Here is a 16,115-nt window from a genome sequence, read left to right as displayed (position 1 = left end):
GGCGAGGATGACCGCGAGAAAAGAACGAGCTGGTGCGCGGAATCGAACCGCGGACCGACGCATTACGAATGCGTTGCTCTACCTGCTGAGCTACACCAGCTTGTCTGTGAGTCCGGCCGCACCGGCCGCCCGTGACCGGAGGCCTTCGCGGGGCGATGGTGTCGCGGGACGGACTTGAACCATCGACACGGGGATTTTCAGTCCCCTGCTCTACCAACTGAGCTACCGCGACACTCCCTTCCTCCCGCGTACGTTTTCCCGGAGGGAGATTAGCAACCGCTCTCATTCCTGTCAAGCCAAAGATCGGCCTCGGAAGAGGATACGCGGCTTCGTTCTTGACCGGACGCCTGCGGCGTGCTATTCTTTCCTCGGTAGCTGTCAGACAACCGGAACCGGGCAGAGCACCAGGAGTCGGCTATGGCCCATCTTCCGAAGCATCCGAACTTCTTCGACTCCGTCATCGCGCGTTTCGGCAGCGCGAACATCCGCTCGAAGGTCGCCAAGATCTACGGCCCTCCGGACGACACCTTTCACTTGGGCAGCCTGGAAACGTGGTACTACTACCATGCCCAGAAGGGCTTCGTCTTCAAGGATGACGAGCTGGAGCGGATCGTTCCCTTGCGCGTGAACCGCGAGTAGACGATCCGCCTCCTCACCCCGAGAAGAAGCGCGGGGCGAAGGCGAGAAGCACCCCGAGAAACGCGGCGGCGAACCCCGCGTACAGAAGCCCGATCCCCCGCCACGCCCTCCCGCTCTCCGCCGATCCGGCCATGCGGAAGCCGGCGACCATCGCCGCTCCGCCGCCGAGCATGAGAAGGTAGTAGAACGCCGTCACCGCGATTCCCCGAAGCCTCGTTCGCTTCCTCTCGCTCGCCGCGCCGCCGCGCGCGTCATGGGTAGATCCGGTTCATCGTCCTCGGGAAGGGGATCGTCTCCCGGACATGGTCGATCCCCGTGATCCACGCGATCAGCCTCTCCAGGCCGAGACCGAAACCCGCGTGCGGGACCGATCCATAGCGGCGGAGGTCCCGGTACCACTCGAGGGGTTCCGGCGGAAGTCCGTGCTTTCGGATCTGGTCATCGAGGTAGTCGAGCGACTCCGCGCGAACACCGCCCCCCACGATCTCTCCGTAGCCTTCCGGCGCGAGAAGGTCCACCCCGAGGGCGAGCCTCTCGTCGTCCGGGTCGGGCGCCATGTAGAACGCCTTCAGCTCGCGCGGAAAACGGTGCACGAAGAGCGGCTGTTCACTCCCCTCGGCGAGAACGGTCTCCTCGTCCCCTCCGATGTCCGCTCCCCACCCGATCGGACAGCCCCGTTCGTTCAACACGCGGATCGCCTCGTCATACGACATGCGCGGGAACGGCGCGCGCACCTCCGCGAGCCTCGCGGGGTCCCGCTCGAGCGTTTCGAGCTCGCGGCGCTGCTTCTCGAGCACCGCGCGGACCGCGTCGACCACCATCCGTTCCGAAAGATCGATCACGTCCTCCAGCCCGGCCCATGCCATCTCCGGTTCCAGCATCCAGAACTCGTTCAAGTGTCTCCTGGTCTTGTGCTTCTCGGCGCGGAACGTCGGCCCGAAGCAATAGACCTTGCCGAACGCCATCGCCGCCGCTTCCATGTAGAGCTGCCCGCTCTGCGTGAGGTACGCCTTTCCCCCGAAGTACTCGGTTTCGAAAAGGGTCGTCGTTCCCTCCGGAGCGCTCGGCGTGAAGATCGGCGCGTCGACGAGCACGAATCCTTCACGCTCAAAGAACGTCCGAAGGGCCTGAACGACCGTCGATCGGATCGAGAGGATCGCGTGCGGCCGGCGGGATCGGAGCCAGAGATGGCGGTGGCTCATGAGGAAGTCGACCCCGTGCTCCTTCGGGGAAATCGGGTACTCGTCAGCCGTCTGGTGCGTGCGGAAGCCGGTCACCGAGAGCTCGTAGCCGCCGGGCGCGCGGTCGTCCCGCCGCGCGAGCCCCGTCACGATCACCGAGGATTCCTGCGTGGCCTGGCGCGCTGCGTCGAAGACCTCCTCGGCCACCTCGGCCTTCGACACGACGCACTGAATGATCCCGGTCCCGTCCCGCACGAGGAGAAAGGCCACCTTCCCGCTCGACCGACTCTGGTAGAGCCAGCCGCGGAGCACGACCTCCTCCCCCACTCGCTCCCCGATCGACCGGATCGAGGTCGATGGCGGCCTTCCCGATTCGGGAGCGCCCGCTCCTCGCTGCATGCGATTCCCCCCTCAGAGACTGCCGAAGCCGAGCCCCGCAACCCGCGATCCCTCGGCCGGTTCCGAACGGATGCATGCTAGTCTTCCCCGGCCCGGCCTGTCAAACCGAAAGCCGGAGAGGCCCGGGGACGGCGCCCGATCCCGCGATCCGGAAAGATCCTAAAGATCTCATCCAAGTGGCCGATTCTTAGAGAGTTAGAGGGCGCGGATCGGGGCTGCGATCCGGTTGACGAGGAACAAGGGTGAACGCGAGGGCTTTCGTCTTCGCGGCGGGCGTCTGGCTTCTGTCGGCGGCGGGGTGGTTCCCTTCGGCGGAAGCGACGGAGACGCCCCCGCATCGGTCGCACGGGCCGGTCATTCCTGAGACACAGGAAGAGACGGCGCGGCCCTATCGCATCGTTACGCACGCGCCCGGGGGGCCTCTCCTCGAGTCCCCCGTCCTCGCGCGCCTCGACTACTACCGCGCCCTTCACGAGATCGCCGAAAACCGCTGGACGGAAGCGGAAGAGCTTCTCGCCGAGACGACGGCCGGGGATCCGTCGCTCGTCCGCGCGCACCTTCTCCTTGCGGCCGCGCGCGTCCGTCGCCTCGAGCCGACCTGGATCCTCTCCGCATTCGACGGGGGCCGGGCACTCGCCGGGAACTTCCGCGCGCAGAGCCTCCTCGCCGCAAACGCGGTGATCTTTCTTCTCTTCACCGTCTTCCTCGTCACCTTCGCCGCGGCGAGCGCTTCGGTTCTCCGCGCTCTCCCCTCCCTCCGGCACGCCGTCGTCGAGCTTCTTCCGCCCTCGTTCGCTGCGCCAGCGCGAACGCTCTACCCAATCGTCCTCTTCGGCTCGATCGCGATCCTCTTTCGTCCGTGGGGATGGGGCCCGGGGACGGTGTGGGTCGCGTGCGCAGGGATCCTTCTCGCGTGGAAGGCGCTCGGCAAGGGGGAAAGAACGGCGGCCGCGGTCTTCTTCTTGCTTCTTCTCTCCTCGCCGGCGCTCCTCAAGCTCGCGGTTCACACCGCGCTCCCTGCCACGCCCGGGACGACGATCTTCGCCCTCTCCGGGACCTCGCACGGCGCGGCGGCGGACCCGCGCGATTCCTCCGCCCTCTCCCCCGCCTCGGGGGACAGCGACGTGCTCTTCGCGCTCGCGCTTCTCGAGCGGGAGAGGGGAAACCGCCAAAAAGCACTCGACCTCTACCGGGAGATCCTCGAATCGGACGGGCCGTCTGCCCCGGTCTACAACAACATGGGCAACCTCTTCTTCTTGAAAGGGGATGTCGAGCGCGCCTTCTCCGCGTACCGACAAGCCCTCGCCCTCGGCGAGAAGCGCGCCACGACTCACTACAACCTCGGCCGCCTCTACCTCGAGACCTTCGCCTTCGACGAGGCGCGCCGGGAGTTCTCTTACGCATCGGAGCTTGACTTCTCATTGATTCGAAGCCTCTCGCACGAGGGGATGACCTCCGCAAGCCGTACGCTTGTCGACGACTCCCTTCCCGCCGTGCGCCTATGGGAGCGCCTGCTCTCGGGAGGGGCCGCGGGAGAGGGGATCGGATGGGGAGAGGCGATCACCGCCGCCGCGCGGACCCTTCTCCCCCCGGGCCTCCCTCGGATCTTCTTCCTCGCGGCCATCCTCCTTTCCGCGTTCGCCCTCGGCCAAGCAGTGCCGCAGCCCACCGTCTGCGCTCGGTGCGGCAAGGCGCTCTGCCGGCGGTGCCGCGTCCGGGTCGCCGGAACGAATCGCTGCCCGGACTGCATCGCGAAGGGCAAGGACCCCGTGTGGAACCCGCGAACGGTCCTCTTCCACCGTCCGGTTTCCCTCAGCCTCTCCCTCCTCCTTCCCGGGATGGGCCACTTCTATCTTGGGCGGCGGGGACGCGGGCTGGCTTACGCCTCGCTCGCCGTCCTCCTCCTTCTCGCGCGGGCGTTTCGAGGGGCGGCGATCAAACCGTTTCCGATCCTCCAGGCCGCCGACCTCGCGCCGATCGAGAACCTCGTCTTCGCGTGGCTCTTCGTCCCCCTTTATCTCTTCGTTCTCTTCGACGCCCTCCGGCTGTCGAAACGCGTCTTTCGAACGATCGCCGGGGAAGGGGACGCGCGATGAGCCTCCGCGGAAACCTCTCCCACTTCGGCGTTCCCGACGTCCTTCAGCTTCTCGCGGGACAAGGGAAGACGGGGATCCTCCGACTTGAGCGTCCCGGCGAGAAGGCCGCCTTCGTGTTCGCCGGAGGCGAGATCGTCTCGACGTGGGACCGAGCGTTCTCGTCAACGGATCCCCTGAAGACCTACATCCTTCGGACCGAGGCTCTTCCGAAACGACACCTCATGAGGGGCCTCCGCCTGGAGCCGCGCTCCGAGCTTCCCTTCGCGCAGATCCTCGTCCGTGAAGGGGTGCTCGACCTTCCGGAGCTCGCCCGCATTCTCCGGGAGCAGGTCCGCGAGCAGATCCGCGAGGTCCTTCGATGGGAGGAGGGACGCTTCGAGTTCACGCAGGAGCCGTCCGTGCGCGCCTACGGCCCGGGCTGCGCGGTCAAGGTGGAGAGCGTTCTCCTCCAAGCCGCCCACGAGATCGACGAGGACGCGGGTCGCGAGCCACCCGAGGAAGCGCCCCAAGAGCCCCTCCCCGTCGAAAAGCCAGGCGGGAGGCCCGTCGCGCGGCCCGGCTTTCTCCACGCGCTCTCTCTCCTCCTCGTCCCCGCGGCCGCGTTCGTGCTCTCGGGATTCCTTGTCCCGCCCGCCTCGCGTCCGGACGACCACCCTCCGTTCGCCGCCCGCGTCGTCGCGTTCCAGACCGAGCGCGAGATTCGGAACCTGCGTCTCGTCCTCGAGATGTACCGATCCCTCTTCGAGCGCTATCCGGCGACGCTCGGCGATCTCGTCCACGCCGGCCTTCTCTCCCCCACGCAAGTCGCGGACCTCCGGAACCACGATGTCCGCTACCGGGCCCTCCGCGGGGGAGGCCATTATGTCCTTCACTCCGGCCGCTACGGCCCCCTCGTCCGCCTTCTACCGGACGAGCGGCATCTCCCGGACCCGTTCGCGGAGCTGACCTCCCGCGTCGGCAGCCTTCGAAGGACGGGCCTCGACCGACCCGCGCCTTAGGGGAGAGCGACGAACGCTTGACTCTCTAGAAGTCGAGACGCGGATAGACGAGCCGGAAACGGAATCGATAGTAGAGCCGTGTCGCCGCGACGAGGAGGACCAGGAAGAGTCCGAAGAGCGGCTGGCGGATCACGAGAAGAAGGACGAAGAGAAGACTCCCCCACTGATACGCCAGCGTGCTCCCCTTCCGTCCGGGAACGAGCGCCCCCCAAAGAAAGAAGGGAGCCGCCCCGAGCGCGGCGGGCGGGACATACGGTTCCCCGAGACGAAAGCCGACGAGCCCCGCCCCCGCCAGGAGAGCAAGCGCCGCCACCGACGTCGCTCGGTCTCCGAGGGCGATCGCCGTCGTCCACATCCCCGCCTTTCGATCCCCCTCCTGGTCGACGAGGGCGGTGTGCAGGAAGACCGCGCCGACGAGGAGCACGTAGGGGATCGCGCGCGCGATCTCCTCCCTCCCGATCTCCCCCGCCAACGAGAACCCGACGAGGAAGGTGATCGCCCCATAGCCGATCGCGTTCGCCGCGACGTCGACGAAGGGCCGCGCTTTGAACCGGGCCGGGGGCGCCGAGTAGAGAAGCCCGAGGACCGCCGAGGAGACGAGCCAGGGGAGAAGACCGGGACGGAAGGCCGCGGCGGAGGCGAGCCCCCCGCCGATCAGAACGACCGCCTCGATCCACGCACCGCGCGCCGAAACATGACCCTCGGCGAGAAGAAAGAGCTTCCCGTTCTCCTTGTCCGTCTCCCGATCGAAGATCTGGTTGACGATGTAGACTCCCGCGAGCACCGCCGTCAAGAGAAGGAACGGCGCGAGAAGCGGCCCGATCGGAGGCGAGGATTCCGCCGCACGCTCGTTCGCGCGAAGATAGCCGGCCAGAAGAAAAGCCCACGCGGGGATGAGAACGATCGGCCGCGAGACGAAGACCCAATCGAACGCTTTCAGCATAAAACATCTACCTTCCGGATCCGATGAAAGAGGCGCGGGGTCCCGAGCGAGAAGAGATGCGCGAGACGGTCCTTCGCCGCCTGCCAGGTTTCCAGCGGTCCTCCTCTCACCTTGGCGAGAAAGTCGGCGTCCCCGTCGAAGAGCCTCACCCCGGATCGCCCGATCCGCCACGGATCCCGAGCCGCGCGGCTCATGAAGGAGATGCATCCGCGGGCATACCCGGCTTCCCTCGCAAGCCGGGCGACCCGATCGTTCGTCCGTCCGAACGGATAGGCGATCGACTCGGGCGCATTTCCGATCCGGCCGGCGAGGAGCGCGCGCGAGGTCTCCAGCTCGGCTCGAGCTTCCTCTTCCGCGAGGGTCGTGAGGTCCCGATGGGTGTGGCCGTGCGAGCCGATCTCCCATCCCGCGGCCGCCGCTTCCTCCAGCTCCTCCCATGCGGCGTGGCGCACCGGCCGCCCGACGAGCCGCGAATCCCAACGGTTCGGCCGCCCGATCCAGGCCGTCGGAACGAAGATCGTCGCCTGGAAACCGATGCGCGCGAGCACGGGAAGCGCGTGGCGAACGGCGGAGGCGAGGCCGTCGTCGAACGTGATCGCGACCTCCCTCTCGCCCCCCGACCGGAGAAGCTCGCGAAGCGGGACGCCCCGGAATCCCTCTCTCCGAAGGAGCTCCATCTGCCTCTCGAACCGCCCGGGGGAGACCCGGTTCCAGGACAGATCGCGCGGCGGTTCCACGCGATGGTAGGCGAGAACGCGCACTTCCTCTCTCCTTGACGCCCCGCGCGGCGGGGCATACGATCGAGATGCTAACCGAGCCGCCCCGGCTCTACAAGGAGTTGTTCCATGTACGCGTTCGCCAAGCGAGCGGCCACGCTGCCGAAGTACGCGTTCGCCCGCACCGACGAGATGAAGGCGGAAGCGAAGGCAAAGGGGAAGGACCTCATCGACCTCGCGATCGGGAACCCGGACCTCCGTCCTCCGAGGCGCGCAATCGACGCGCTCCACCGCGCGCTCGACGACCCGAACCGCCAGCTCCATCGCTACTCGCCGTTCAACGGGATCCCGGTCTTTCGCGAGGCGGTCGCGCGCTGGTACAAGAAGCGTTTCGGAGTCGATGTCGATCCGGAAACCGAGGTGCTTCCCGTCGTCGGATCGAAGGAAGGGCTTCTCAAGCTCGCTCTCGCGATGCTGAACTCCGGCGAGGTCGCGCTCGTCACATCGCCCGCCTACCCGGCTTACTTCCCCGCGGTTCAGGTCGCCGAGGGAGTCGCCCACGAGCTTCCGCTCCTCGAGGAGAACGCGTTCATCCCGGACCTCGCGGCGGTGCCCGCGTCGGTGCTTTCGCGCGCGAAATATCTCCTCTTCAATTATCCGAACAACCCGACCGGAGCGATCGAGGTCGACTTCTACGAGAAGGCGCTCGCGTTCGCGGAGAAGCACGGGCTCCTCGCGGTCTCTGATATCGCGTACTCGGAGCTCCCGCTCGACGACGGGGTCGTGACCCGCTCGATCTTCCAGCTCGACCCCGAGAAGAAGCGCTCGATCGAGTTCCAGTCCTTCTCGAAGACGTACTGCATGGCCGGCTGGCGGGTCGGCTTTCTCGTCGGGAACCGGGATGTCGTCGCGATCATCCGGAAGATCAAGACCGTGAGCGACTTCAGCATCTTTCCGGCGATTCAGGCGGCGGCCGCCGAGATCCTCGACGGGCCGCAGGACTGCATCGACGATCTTCGAAAGATCTACCGCGAGAGGCGGGACGTTCTCGTTCAGGGGCTCCGCGGGCTCGGCTGGAACGTCTCCTCCCCGAAGGCCGGGATGTATGTCTGGACCCGCATACCGAAGAAGTTCGCCTCGTCCGAGGAGTTCGCGGTGAGCCTCGGCCTCTCCACCGGCGTGATCCTCTCGCCGGGGGGCGGCTTCGGGCGCGTGGGCGAGGGGTTTGTCCGCATGGCGCTCGTCGAGCCGAAGGAGAAGCTCGCCGACGCGGTCGACCGGATCCGCAAGTGGGGCGGGATTTAACCTGGATTCTGCACGCGCTTCCTACTGTGGCCGCGGATCGCGACCTCACGAGGCCTCCCTTCCGTCGCCGCTTCCTAGAGCGTAGCTCCGGGGCTACGCTTCCGGGAGCGGCTCGTCCAGGTCGGCCTCTCGGCTCGCGCTCCGCGTCCTCGCGACGAAAACGCGTGCAGAACCCAGGCTAGCCCGGCTCGGGCTTCTCGGCGGCGTCTGTTCGCAGCCCCTCAACATCGGGCTTGCACAAGGCCGCCCGCTTCGATCAACATGGCGGCGGGAAACCCGAAAGGAGGCTCTCATGGCGGACAAGGAACAGAAGAAGAGATCGGAGAAGACGAACAAGCCGAAGCTCTCGGTCAAGGAGAAGAAGGAAAAGAAGGCCAAGAAGAAAGCCTGCAAGTAGCTCGAGCCGCGGCCTGATCGGAACGGACCGAATCGGGAAGACCGAACGCCGCGCCGCGAGAAAGAAAGAGAGGCCCGGTCGATCGACCGGGCCTGTTCGTTATCGAGAGAGGAGGAGAGATCAGCTCTTCACGAGGAGGGCTTTTCGAGAGAGGCGTACTTTCCCGTCCTCGTCGATGTTGATCACCTTGACCTGGACCTTGTCCCCTTCGTTCAGGATGTCCTCCACCTTCGCGACGCGCCGGTTCTCGAGCTCCGAAATGTGCAAGAGCCCGTCCTTCCCAGGGAGGATCTCGACGAACGCGCCGAAGGGGACGATTCTCCGGACGGTCCCCTCGTAGACCCGTCCGATCTCCGGCTCCTCGACGAGCGCCTTGATCATCTCCATCGCCTTCCGGCCCGCCTCTTCGTCGACCGACGCGATCTTCACGGTTCCGTCGTCCTCGATGTCGATCGTAGCTCCCGACTCCTCTTGGATCTTGCGGATCATCTTCCCCCCGGGACCGATGATCTCGCGGATCTTGTCGGTGTGAACCTTGATCGTGAGGATCCTCGGCGCGTACGGCGAAAGCTCCGGGCGCGGCTTCGCGATCGTCGCTTCCATCTTGTCGAGAATGAAGAGGCGTCCGCGGCGCGCCTGCTCGAGCGCCCGCTCGATCACGTCGAAGCCGATCCCCGCGGTCTTGAGGTCCATCTGGAAACCGGTGATCCCCTGGCGCGTTCCGGCGACCTTGAAGTCCATGTCGCCGAAATGGTCCTCTTGGCCGAGGATGTCGGAGAGGACGCACGCGCGCCCCCCCTCCGTCACGAGTCCCATCGCGATCCCCGCGACCGGCTTCCGAATCGGAACGCCGGCGTCCATCAGCGCGAGGATCCCCCCGCAAATCGAGGCCATCGATGAAGATCCGTTCGATTCGAGGATGTCCGCGACGACGCGGATCGTGTAGGGGAATGTCTCCGGTTCCGGGATCATCGGCTCGATCGAGCGCTCCGCGAGCGCCCCGTGGCCGATCTCGCGGCGCCCGGTTCCCCGAATCATCCGCACCTCGTTCACGGAGAAGGGAGGAAAATTGTAGTGGAGCATGAACTTCTTGAACCACTCCCCCTCGATGTCGTCCATGCGCTGCTCGTCGGACGTCGTGCCGAGAGTGATCGCGACGAGCGCCTGAGTCTGCCCGCGCGTGAAAAGCGCCGATCCGTGCGTGCGCGGGAGAACCCCCACCTCGCAGGCGATCGGACGGATCTCGTCCAGCTTGCGCCCGTCGAGCCGCACTTCGTGATCGAGAATCCTCCGCCGCGCGTCCTCGCCGATCACATCGTCGAGAATCGCCTTCACGAGGGCCTGCTTGTCCGGGAACTCCTCGGCGAGCGCCTCCTCGATCTCCTTCTCCAGCGCGCGGACGAAGTCCCTGCGCTCTTCCTTGACGCCGAAACCGTTCGCCTCGGCGATCCTGCCGCCCGCGATCGCGCGGATCCTCTCGCGAATTCGCTCGGGCGTGTTGTCCGGAACGAACGCGCGCTTCGGCTTGCCGGCGCGCGAGCGGAGATTCTCGATCCCGTCGATGATCCGGACGCACTCCGCGTGGGCCATCTTCAGCGCCTCGATCATCTCTCTTTCTGTGAACTCCCGGCCGCCCCCCTCGACCATCACGACCGAATCCCTGGCCGCGGCGACGACGAGATCCATCTCGCTTCCGTCCCGCTCTTCGAGAGGCGGGTTGACGACGAGCTCGCCCTTCACCTTCCCCACCCGCACCGCGCCGACCGTCTTCTCGGTCGGGATCGCCGAGAGAGCCACCGCGGCGGACGCGCCCACGAGCGCGAGCACGTCCGGAGCGTTCTCCTGATCCGTGGAGAGAACGGTCGCGATGATCTGGACCTCGTGCAGGAACCCCTGCGGAAAGAGCGGCCGGAGGGGGCGATCGATCAGGCGGGCGGCCAGGATCTCGCGCTCGAGCGGTCTTCCTTCACGCTTGAAGAAACCGCCCGGGATCTTGCCGGCGGCGTACGACCGCTCCCGATACTCGACCATCAAGGGGAAGAAGCCGCGGTCCGGGATCGGTTCGGGCGTGGCCACAGCGGTCACCAGCACGACCGTTCCCCCCGCCTGCACGGTTACCGCGCCTTCCGCCTGTTTGGCGATGCGGCCGGTTTCCACGGTGATCGTCGACGAGCCGACGCTGAGTTCAAGACGTTCCGACATCATTTTCTCCTTGCGCGCCGGCCTTCCGCGCGGCACCGGGGCGGTTTTCTCGACGAGAAAATAGCCCCGACACCGGGGCGGAGCGCGGCGCGATTCTCTACTTCCGGAGGCCGAGCTCCTTCACGATCGTGCGGTAGCGGTCGATCTTGTTCGCCTTCAGGTAATCGAGAAGGCGGCGACGGCGCCCCACGAGTCGGAGAAGCCCCCGGCGCGAGTGGTGGTCCTTCTTGTGGACCTTGAAGTGATCCGTGAGGTAGGTGATTCGCTCCGTGAGAAGGGCGATCTGGACCTCGGGCGATCCGGAGTCCTTGTCATGGATCTTGTACCGTCCGATGATCCGCAGCTTCGATTCCTTGGTGAGCGGCAAGCGAAAACCTCCTACGAGCCCGCTTCCTGCGGGACCGCCAACTCCTTTTCTTTCAAGGGGTTAGCCAAAACGTTATTCAAGCACACCTTTCCCTTCCGGGCGAATCTACCAGAAGTTCAAAAACGTGTAAAGGCAAAAGTTGGGACCGCCGACGCGAGGATCCTCTCCGCCTCCCGGCAGTCCTCGCGTACTCTCGAGACGAGGGCGTCGACCGATGGGAACGCACGCTCGTCGCGGATGCGATCGACGAAGTGGAGGGCGAGCGGCACGCCGCGGAGAGTTTCCCGATAACGAAGAAGGTGCGCCTCGACCCGTCGCTCGCCTCCTCCGCCGAACGTCGGCCGGACACCGATGTTCGCCACCGCCCCGACTACCTTTCCGGGAATCTCGGCGAACGCGGCGTACACGCCGTCGCGCGGCCACAGCTTCTCCCGCTCGGAGACCGCGAGGTTCGCCGTCGGGAAGCCGAGGCTCTCTCCGCGTCCCTCGCCCCGCCCGACAAAGCCCGCGAGCGAGTGGAAGCGCCGAAGAAGCGAGGCCGCGCGCCCGACGTTTCCCGCCTCGATCTCGTCGCGGATCCACGTCGACTTCACCGGCCTCCCCTCCGCGACGAAGGGGGGCACTCGGTCGACCTCGAACCCGCGCGCCTCGCCGAGAGCGCCGAGAGCCGCGCCGTTCGCCGCCCGATCCCTGCCGAGGCGGAAATCGTACCCGATGACGACCCGGCGAAGATCGAGCCGGCTCACAAGCCAGGAATCGACGAACTCCTCCGCGCTCATCGACGCGAACGCCCGATCGAACGGGATCACCACCGTGAGCTCGATTCCGAGGCGCTCGAGTATGTGGAGCTTCTCATCGAGTGTGGTCAGGATGCGCGGGCTTCGCGCGTCCGGGAGGACGGCTCGCGGATGCGGATCGAAGGTGAAGACCGCGCTCGTCGCGGAGAGCGACGAGGCCGCGCGCATCGTCCTCTCGAAGATCTCCCGGTGGCCGGCGTGCACCCCGTCGAACACGCCGATCGCCGCCGCCGCCCGCGGAGGGGGTCCCCCGAGCTCCGAGACCGAACGGATCACCCTCATGAGCCGCCCAGGACGAAGACCTTGCGGAGCTTCCCGCGCTCCTTCTCGACCTCGACCACGCCGAGGGAGCGCCCCGATCGATCCGCGATCCGGAGAAACTGCCCTTCGGCCGGGATCGGCTCGATCGGGTCGAGCGCCTCGAGCGAGCGCGGCAGCGCGAACCCCGCCCACCTTCCGGGCGTCGCGCGGAGCGTTCCGACCGGAAGAGAGCGGATCGCGTCCTCGAGAGGGACGTAGAACCGCCCGCCCCCCTCGCGCGCAGACTCCTCCAACGCCTCCATGCCCATCGCGTCCTCCACCCGGTACGGACCGATCCGCACCCGCGTGAGGCGCTCGAGATACGCGCCGCACCCGAGGTCCTCCCCGATGTCGGCCGCGAGGGTCCGGACGTAGGTTCCCTTCGAGCAGACCAGATGCACCTCGGCCACCGGCGGCTCGAAACGAAGCAGATCGAACGAGCGGATCTCGATCGGGCGGGCCTGCCGCTCGACCGTCTTCCCGCGACGCGCGAGCCGGTAGAGTCGCTTCCCCCCTACCTTGACGGCGGAGACCATCGGCGGGGTCTGGAGAATCGCTCCCCGATAGCGGGCGATCGTCTCGCGGAGCTTCTCCTCGGTGAGGCCGTCCGTCTCCCTCGTCTCGATCACGCGGCCGTCCGCATCCTGCGTGTCGGTCGCGACGCCGAATCGGAAGAACGCGTGGTACTCCTTCTCCAGGAACATGAAGTACCGGGAGAGCTTCGTCGCGTTCCCGAGACAGAGGAGAAGGACGCCGGTCGCGTTCGGATCGAGCGTGCCGGCATGCCCCACGCGCTGCTGATCGATCAGCCTCCGGACCTTCGCCACCGCGTCGTGCGAGGTCCAGCCTTTCGGCTTGTCGAGGTTCAGAAGGCCGTGAATCACGCGTCTTTCTCCTCCTCGCGGATCTTGTCGAGAAGCCGCTGGATCCGATCCGCGTGATCGAACGATCGATCGACGAGGAAAGCGAGCGTCGGAACGTACCGGAGATCGAGCGTTCGGGCGAGCTCCCGCCGCATCCGCGGCACCGAATCCTCGAGCGCCTTCAGGGTCTTCGCGCGACCTGCGTCGTCCCCGTGCGCCACCACGTATACCTTTGCGTGGCGGAGATCGTCCGAGACCTCGACCGCGGTCACGGTGACGAACCCGATGTTCGGATTCTTCACCCCCTCCTCGATCATCGCGGCGAGCTCCCGGAGAAGGAGCGCGGAAACCCGATCCGCTCGTTTATATCGCATCGGTTTACCCATCAACCCAACAGAACCGCACTGCGCCTACAGGAACTCCCTCCGCACATCGGTCATCTCGGCGCGCGGCTCCCCCTCGACCAAACGGACGACCGCGGCGAGGACTTGATCGGCGTGCGCGCGGTCGTTGGAAACGACCGCCACGCCGAGGACGGCGCGCTGCCAGAGATCGTGATCCTCGATCTCCGCGACGGAAACGTTGAACCGCGCTCGGATCCGGTCCTTCAGTCCTTTGACGACGGAACGCTTCGCCTTGAGGGACGCCGCCGCGGGAATGAACAGGTGGATGCGGCACGTTGCGACGATCATGGCCGTCTCCCGGCTCCGGTCGAACGGGCTACAACTTTCGCGCGATCTCTTCGACCTGGAAGATTTCCAGAATGTCGGTCTTCTGGATGTCCTGGAAGGCGTCCAGAACGATGCCGCACTCGAAACCGGCCTGAACCTCGCGAACGTCTTCCTTGAAGCGGCGGAGCGACGCGATTCGCCCCTCGTAGATCGCGTTCCCCTCGCGGAGAACGCGCACGCGCGCGTTGCGGACGACGGTCCCCGACTGCACGTACGAGCCGGCGACGACCCCGACCCGCCCGATCTTGAAGACCTCGCGCACTTCCACCTGCCCGATGGTCTTCTGACGCAGCTCCGGGCGGAGAAGGCCTTCCATCGCGTGCTGCACGTCCGAGACCGCCTCGTAGATGATCTGATAGAAGAGGATGTTCACGCCCTCTTCGTTCGCCAGAGCGGCCGCGCGCACGTCCGCCTTCACGTGGAAACCGATGACGATGGCGTTCGAAGCGGCGGCGAGGAGAACGTCCGACTCGGTGATCGGCCCGACCCCCCGGTGAATGACCTCCACCTGCACCTCGTCGGTTGAGAGCTTCTGGAGGGAGTCGGAGAGCGCCTCGACCGATCCGTCGACGTCCCCCTTCAGCACGAGGGAGAGACGCGGGATCTCCCCCGCCTGGATCTGCGCGTAGACATCCTCGAGACGGACGCGCTTCTGCGCGCGGAGCACATGCTCGCGCGCCTGTTGCTTCCGCCGCGTGCTGATCTCGCGCGCCTCCCGCTCGTCGGCGACGACCTGGAACGTGTCCCCGGCCTGCGGGGCCCCCGAACACCCGAGAACCTCCACCGGCGAGGAGGGGCCGCCCTCCGTGCGCGGCCTACCGCGCTCGTCGAAGAGCGCCCGCACTTTGCCGTAGTGGATTCCCGCGACGAACGGATCGCCCACCCGGAGGGTCCCTTGCTGGACGAGCATCGTGACGACGACCCCTCGGCCCGGCTCGAGCCTCGTCTCGACCACCGTGCCGCGCGCCTTGCGCGACGGGTCGCTCGTCATCTCCATCATCTCGGCGACGAGGAGGATCATCTCGAGAAGCCGATCGACTCCCACACCCGTCTTGGCCGACACCTCGACCGTGACCGTCTTCCCCCCCCACTCGTCCGACTGGAGGCCGCGGTCGGCAAGCTGTTGCTTGATGCGCATCGGATCGGCGCCCGGGAGATCGATCTTGTTCACCGCAACCAGAATCGCCACGCCCGCGGCTCGGGCGTGATCGATCGCCTCGAGCGCTTGCGGCATGAGCGGCTCGTCCGCGGCGACCACGAGAACGACGAGGTCGGTGACCTGGGCGCCTCGAGCGCGCATCGCGCTGAACGCCTCGTGCCCGGGCGTGTCGAGGAACGTGATCCTCCCGCCCGGCGTCTCGACCTCGTACGCGCCGATGTGCTGCGTGATCCCGCCGACCTCGCCAGCGATCACGTTCGATTTGCGGATGTAATCGAGGAGAGAAGTCTTCCCGTGATCCACGTGGCCCATGATCGTGACGACCGGATGACGCGAGACGCGCTTCGCCTCGCCTTCTTCCACCGGCTCCCCCTCGAACTCCGACACGAACTCGACGTCGCGGCCGAACTCGACGGCGACCGTCTCGATCGTGTCCCGATCGAGCCGCCGGTTGATCGTCACGAGAAGCCCGAGCTCCATGCACTTGGCGATCACCTCGCTCGGTGTCACGCCGAGGAGCCCGGCCAGCTCGCCGACCGAGAGGAACTCGCTCACGCGGAGCGGTGCCACGCCCCCCTCCCTCTTCTCCTCCTCCTCCTCGGGACGGCGGCGGCGACGACGACGACGACCGATATCGAGACCGGCCAGAGTCTTCCGCACGCTGTCCCTCACCGCCTTCTCGTCCACGACCCGGCGGCGGCGACCCTTCCGCGCCGCATCCTTCTCCACCGGCTTGAGCGGGCGGACGGATGTCTTCGACGCCGGCGTCTCTTCCTTCGCTCGGTGCTCCATGAGCTCTCGCTTGCGGACCTCCTTCTCCCGGACGGCCGCCTTTTCCGCAGCGAACCGCTTCCGGATCTCCTCGATGAGGTCCTCATCGATCGAGCTCATGTGGCTCTTCGCGTCGACCCGCATCTCGCGAAGCACCTTCAGCATCGCCTCGCTGGAGACGTGGAAGTCCTTCGCGACTTGATAGATCCTCTTCTTCGCCAAAACGTTTCTCCCCGGGTCTTGCCCGACCC

The 16,115-nt window shown here is 66.5% G+C and carries 15 protein-coding genes and 2 tRNA genes; 4 read left to right on the top strand and 13 right to left on the bottom strand.

Annotation, left to right across the window (positions count from 1 at the left end; all coding sequences use genetic code 11):
- Positions 1–27: 27 nt before the first annotated feature.
- Together FJY73_01535 and FJY73_01530 are read right to left on the bottom strand one after the other, a co-directional pair.
- A tRNA-Thr gene (locus FJY73_01535) sits at positions 28–100 on the bottom strand.
- A gap of 56 nt (positions 101–156) precedes the next feature.
- A tRNA-Phe gene (locus tag FJY73_01530) sits at positions 157–232 on the bottom strand.
- Between the two features lie 185 nt (positions 233–417).
- On the opposite strand from FJY73_01530, the gene FJY73_01525 reads away from it, so the two are divergent.
- On the top strand, positions 418–639 hold the full coding sequence (locus FJY73_01525) for a hypothetical protein (protein ID MBM3319347.1): 222 nt from the start codon (positions 418–420) through the stop codon (positions 637–639).
- A 13-nt stretch (positions 640–652) separates the two neighbouring features.
- Here the strand turns inward: FJY73_01525 and FJY73_01520 are convergent, their stop codons facing one another.
- Together FJY73_01520 and asnS are read right to left on the bottom strand one after the other, a co-directional pair.
- Complete coding sequence (locus FJY73_01520) at positions 653–835, bottom strand: hypothetical protein (GenBank protein MBM3319346.1); 183 nt, start codon at positions 833–835, stop codon at positions 653–655.
- 55 nt (positions 836–890) lie between these two features.
- Positions 891–2,219 carry an asparagine--tRNA ligase gene (gene asnS / locus FJY73_01515; GenBank protein ID MBM3319345.1) on the bottom strand — a complete coding sequence of 443 codons (1,329 nt, stop codon included), beginning with the start codon at positions 2,217–2,219 and terminating at the stop codon, positions 891–893.
- A 242-nt stretch (positions 2,220–2,461) separates the two neighbouring features.
- Here asnS and FJY73_01510 point away from each other — a divergent pair, with 242 nt between their 5' ends.
- Together FJY73_01510 and FJY73_01505 are read left to right on the top strand one after the other, a co-directional pair.
- Positions 2,462–4,315, top strand: coding sequence for a tetratricopeptide repeat protein (locus FJY73_01510; GenBank protein ID MBM3319344.1), 1,854 nt, complete (start codon positions 2,462–2,464; stop codon positions 4,313–4,315).
- Positions 4,312–5,313 carry a DUF4388 domain-containing protein gene (locus FJY73_01505; protein MBM3319343.1) on the top strand — a complete coding sequence of 334 codons (1,002 nt, stop codon included), beginning with the start codon at positions 4,312–4,314 and terminating at the stop codon, positions 5,311–5,313. The genes FJY73_01510 and FJY73_01505 overlap by 4 nt, the downstream gene beginning before the upstream one ends.
- A 25-nt stretch (positions 5,314–5,338) precedes the next feature.
- Here the strand turns inward: FJY73_01505 and FJY73_01500 are convergent, their stop codons facing one another.
- Both FJY73_01500 and FJY73_01495 read right to left on the bottom strand, forming a co-directional pair.
- Positions 5,339–6,256 (bottom strand): UbiA family prenyltransferase, encoded by a 918-nt coding sequence (locus tag FJY73_01500; GenBank protein ID MBM3319342.1) that lies wholly within the window; start codon positions 6,254–6,256, stop codon positions 5,339–5,341.
- Positions 6,250–7,017, bottom strand: a complete 768-nt coding sequence (locus FJY73_01495; protein MBM3319341.1) for a polysaccharide deacetylase family protein — start codon at positions 7,015–7,017, stop codon at positions 6,250–6,252. Before FJY73_01495 ends, FJY73_01500 begins: the two co-directional genes overlap by 7 nt.
- A gap of 84 nt (positions 7,018–7,101) precedes the next feature.
- On the opposite strand from FJY73_01495, the gene FJY73_01490 reads away from it, so the two are divergent.
- On the top strand, positions 7,102–8,277 hold the full coding sequence (locus tag FJY73_01490; protein ID MBM3319340.1) for an aminotransferase class I/II-fold pyridoxal phosphate-dependent enzyme: 1,176 nt from the start codon (positions 7,102–7,104) through the stop codon (positions 8,275–8,277).
- A 517-nt stretch (positions 8,278–8,794) separates the two neighbouring features.
- Here FJY73_01490 and pnp read toward each other — a convergent pair.
- From pnp to infB, 7 genes are all read right to left on the bottom strand, one after another.
- Positions 8,795–10,879 (bottom strand): polyribonucleotide nucleotidyltransferase, encoded by a 2,085-nt coding sequence (gene pnp, locus FJY73_01485; protein ID MBM3319339.1) that lies wholly within the window; start codon positions 10,877–10,879, stop codon positions 8,795–8,797.
- 94 nt (positions 10,880–10,973) lie between these two features.
- The gene (rpsO, locus tag FJY73_01480) at positions 10,974–11,243 is read right to left on the bottom strand and encodes a 30S ribosomal protein S15 (GenBank protein MBM3319338.1); all 270 of its coding nucleotides are present in this window, start codon (positions 11,241–11,243) and stop codon (positions 10,974–10,976) included.
- 116 nt (positions 11,244–11,359) lie between these two features.
- Positions 11,360–12,322: a riboflavin biosynthesis protein RibF gene (gene ribF / locus FJY73_01475; GenBank protein MBM3319337.1), complete on the bottom strand. Its 963-nt coding sequence runs from the start codon at positions 12,320–12,322 to the stop codon at positions 11,360–11,362.
- Complete coding sequence (gene truB / locus FJY73_01470; GenBank protein ID MBM3319336.1) at positions 12,319–13,224, bottom strand: tRNA pseudouridine(55) synthase TruB; 906 nt, start codon at positions 13,222–13,224, stop codon at positions 12,319–12,321. The genes ribF and truB overlap by 4 nt, the downstream gene beginning before the upstream one ends.
- Positions 13,221–13,577, bottom strand: a complete 357-nt coding sequence (rbfA, locus tag FJY73_01465) for a 30S ribosome-binding factor RbfA (protein MBM3319335.1) — start codon at positions 13,575–13,577, stop codon at positions 13,221–13,223. Before rbfA ends, truB begins: the two co-directional genes overlap by 4 nt.
- Before the next feature lie 36 nt (positions 13,578–13,613).
- A complete protein-coding gene (locus tag FJY73_01460) occupies positions 13,614–13,895 on the bottom strand; it encodes a DUF503 domain-containing protein (GenBank protein ID MBM3319334.1) in 282 nt (93 codons plus the stop codon).
- A gap of 28 nt (positions 13,896–13,923) precedes the next feature.
- Positions 13,924–16,086 (bottom strand): translation initiation factor IF-2, encoded by a 2,163-nt coding sequence (gene infB / locus FJY73_01455; protein ID MBM3319333.1) that lies wholly within the window; start codon positions 16,084–16,086, stop codon positions 13,924–13,926.
- Positions 16,087–16,115: the final 29 nt, after the last annotated feature.

Source organism: Candidatus Eisenbacteria bacterium (genome assembly GCA_016867715.1).
Classification (GTDB): domain Bacteria; phylum Orphanbacterota; class Orphanbacteria; order Orphanbacterales; family Orphanbacteraceae; genus VGIW01.
This window is presented reverse-complemented; position numbering and strand designations above follow the sequence as displayed.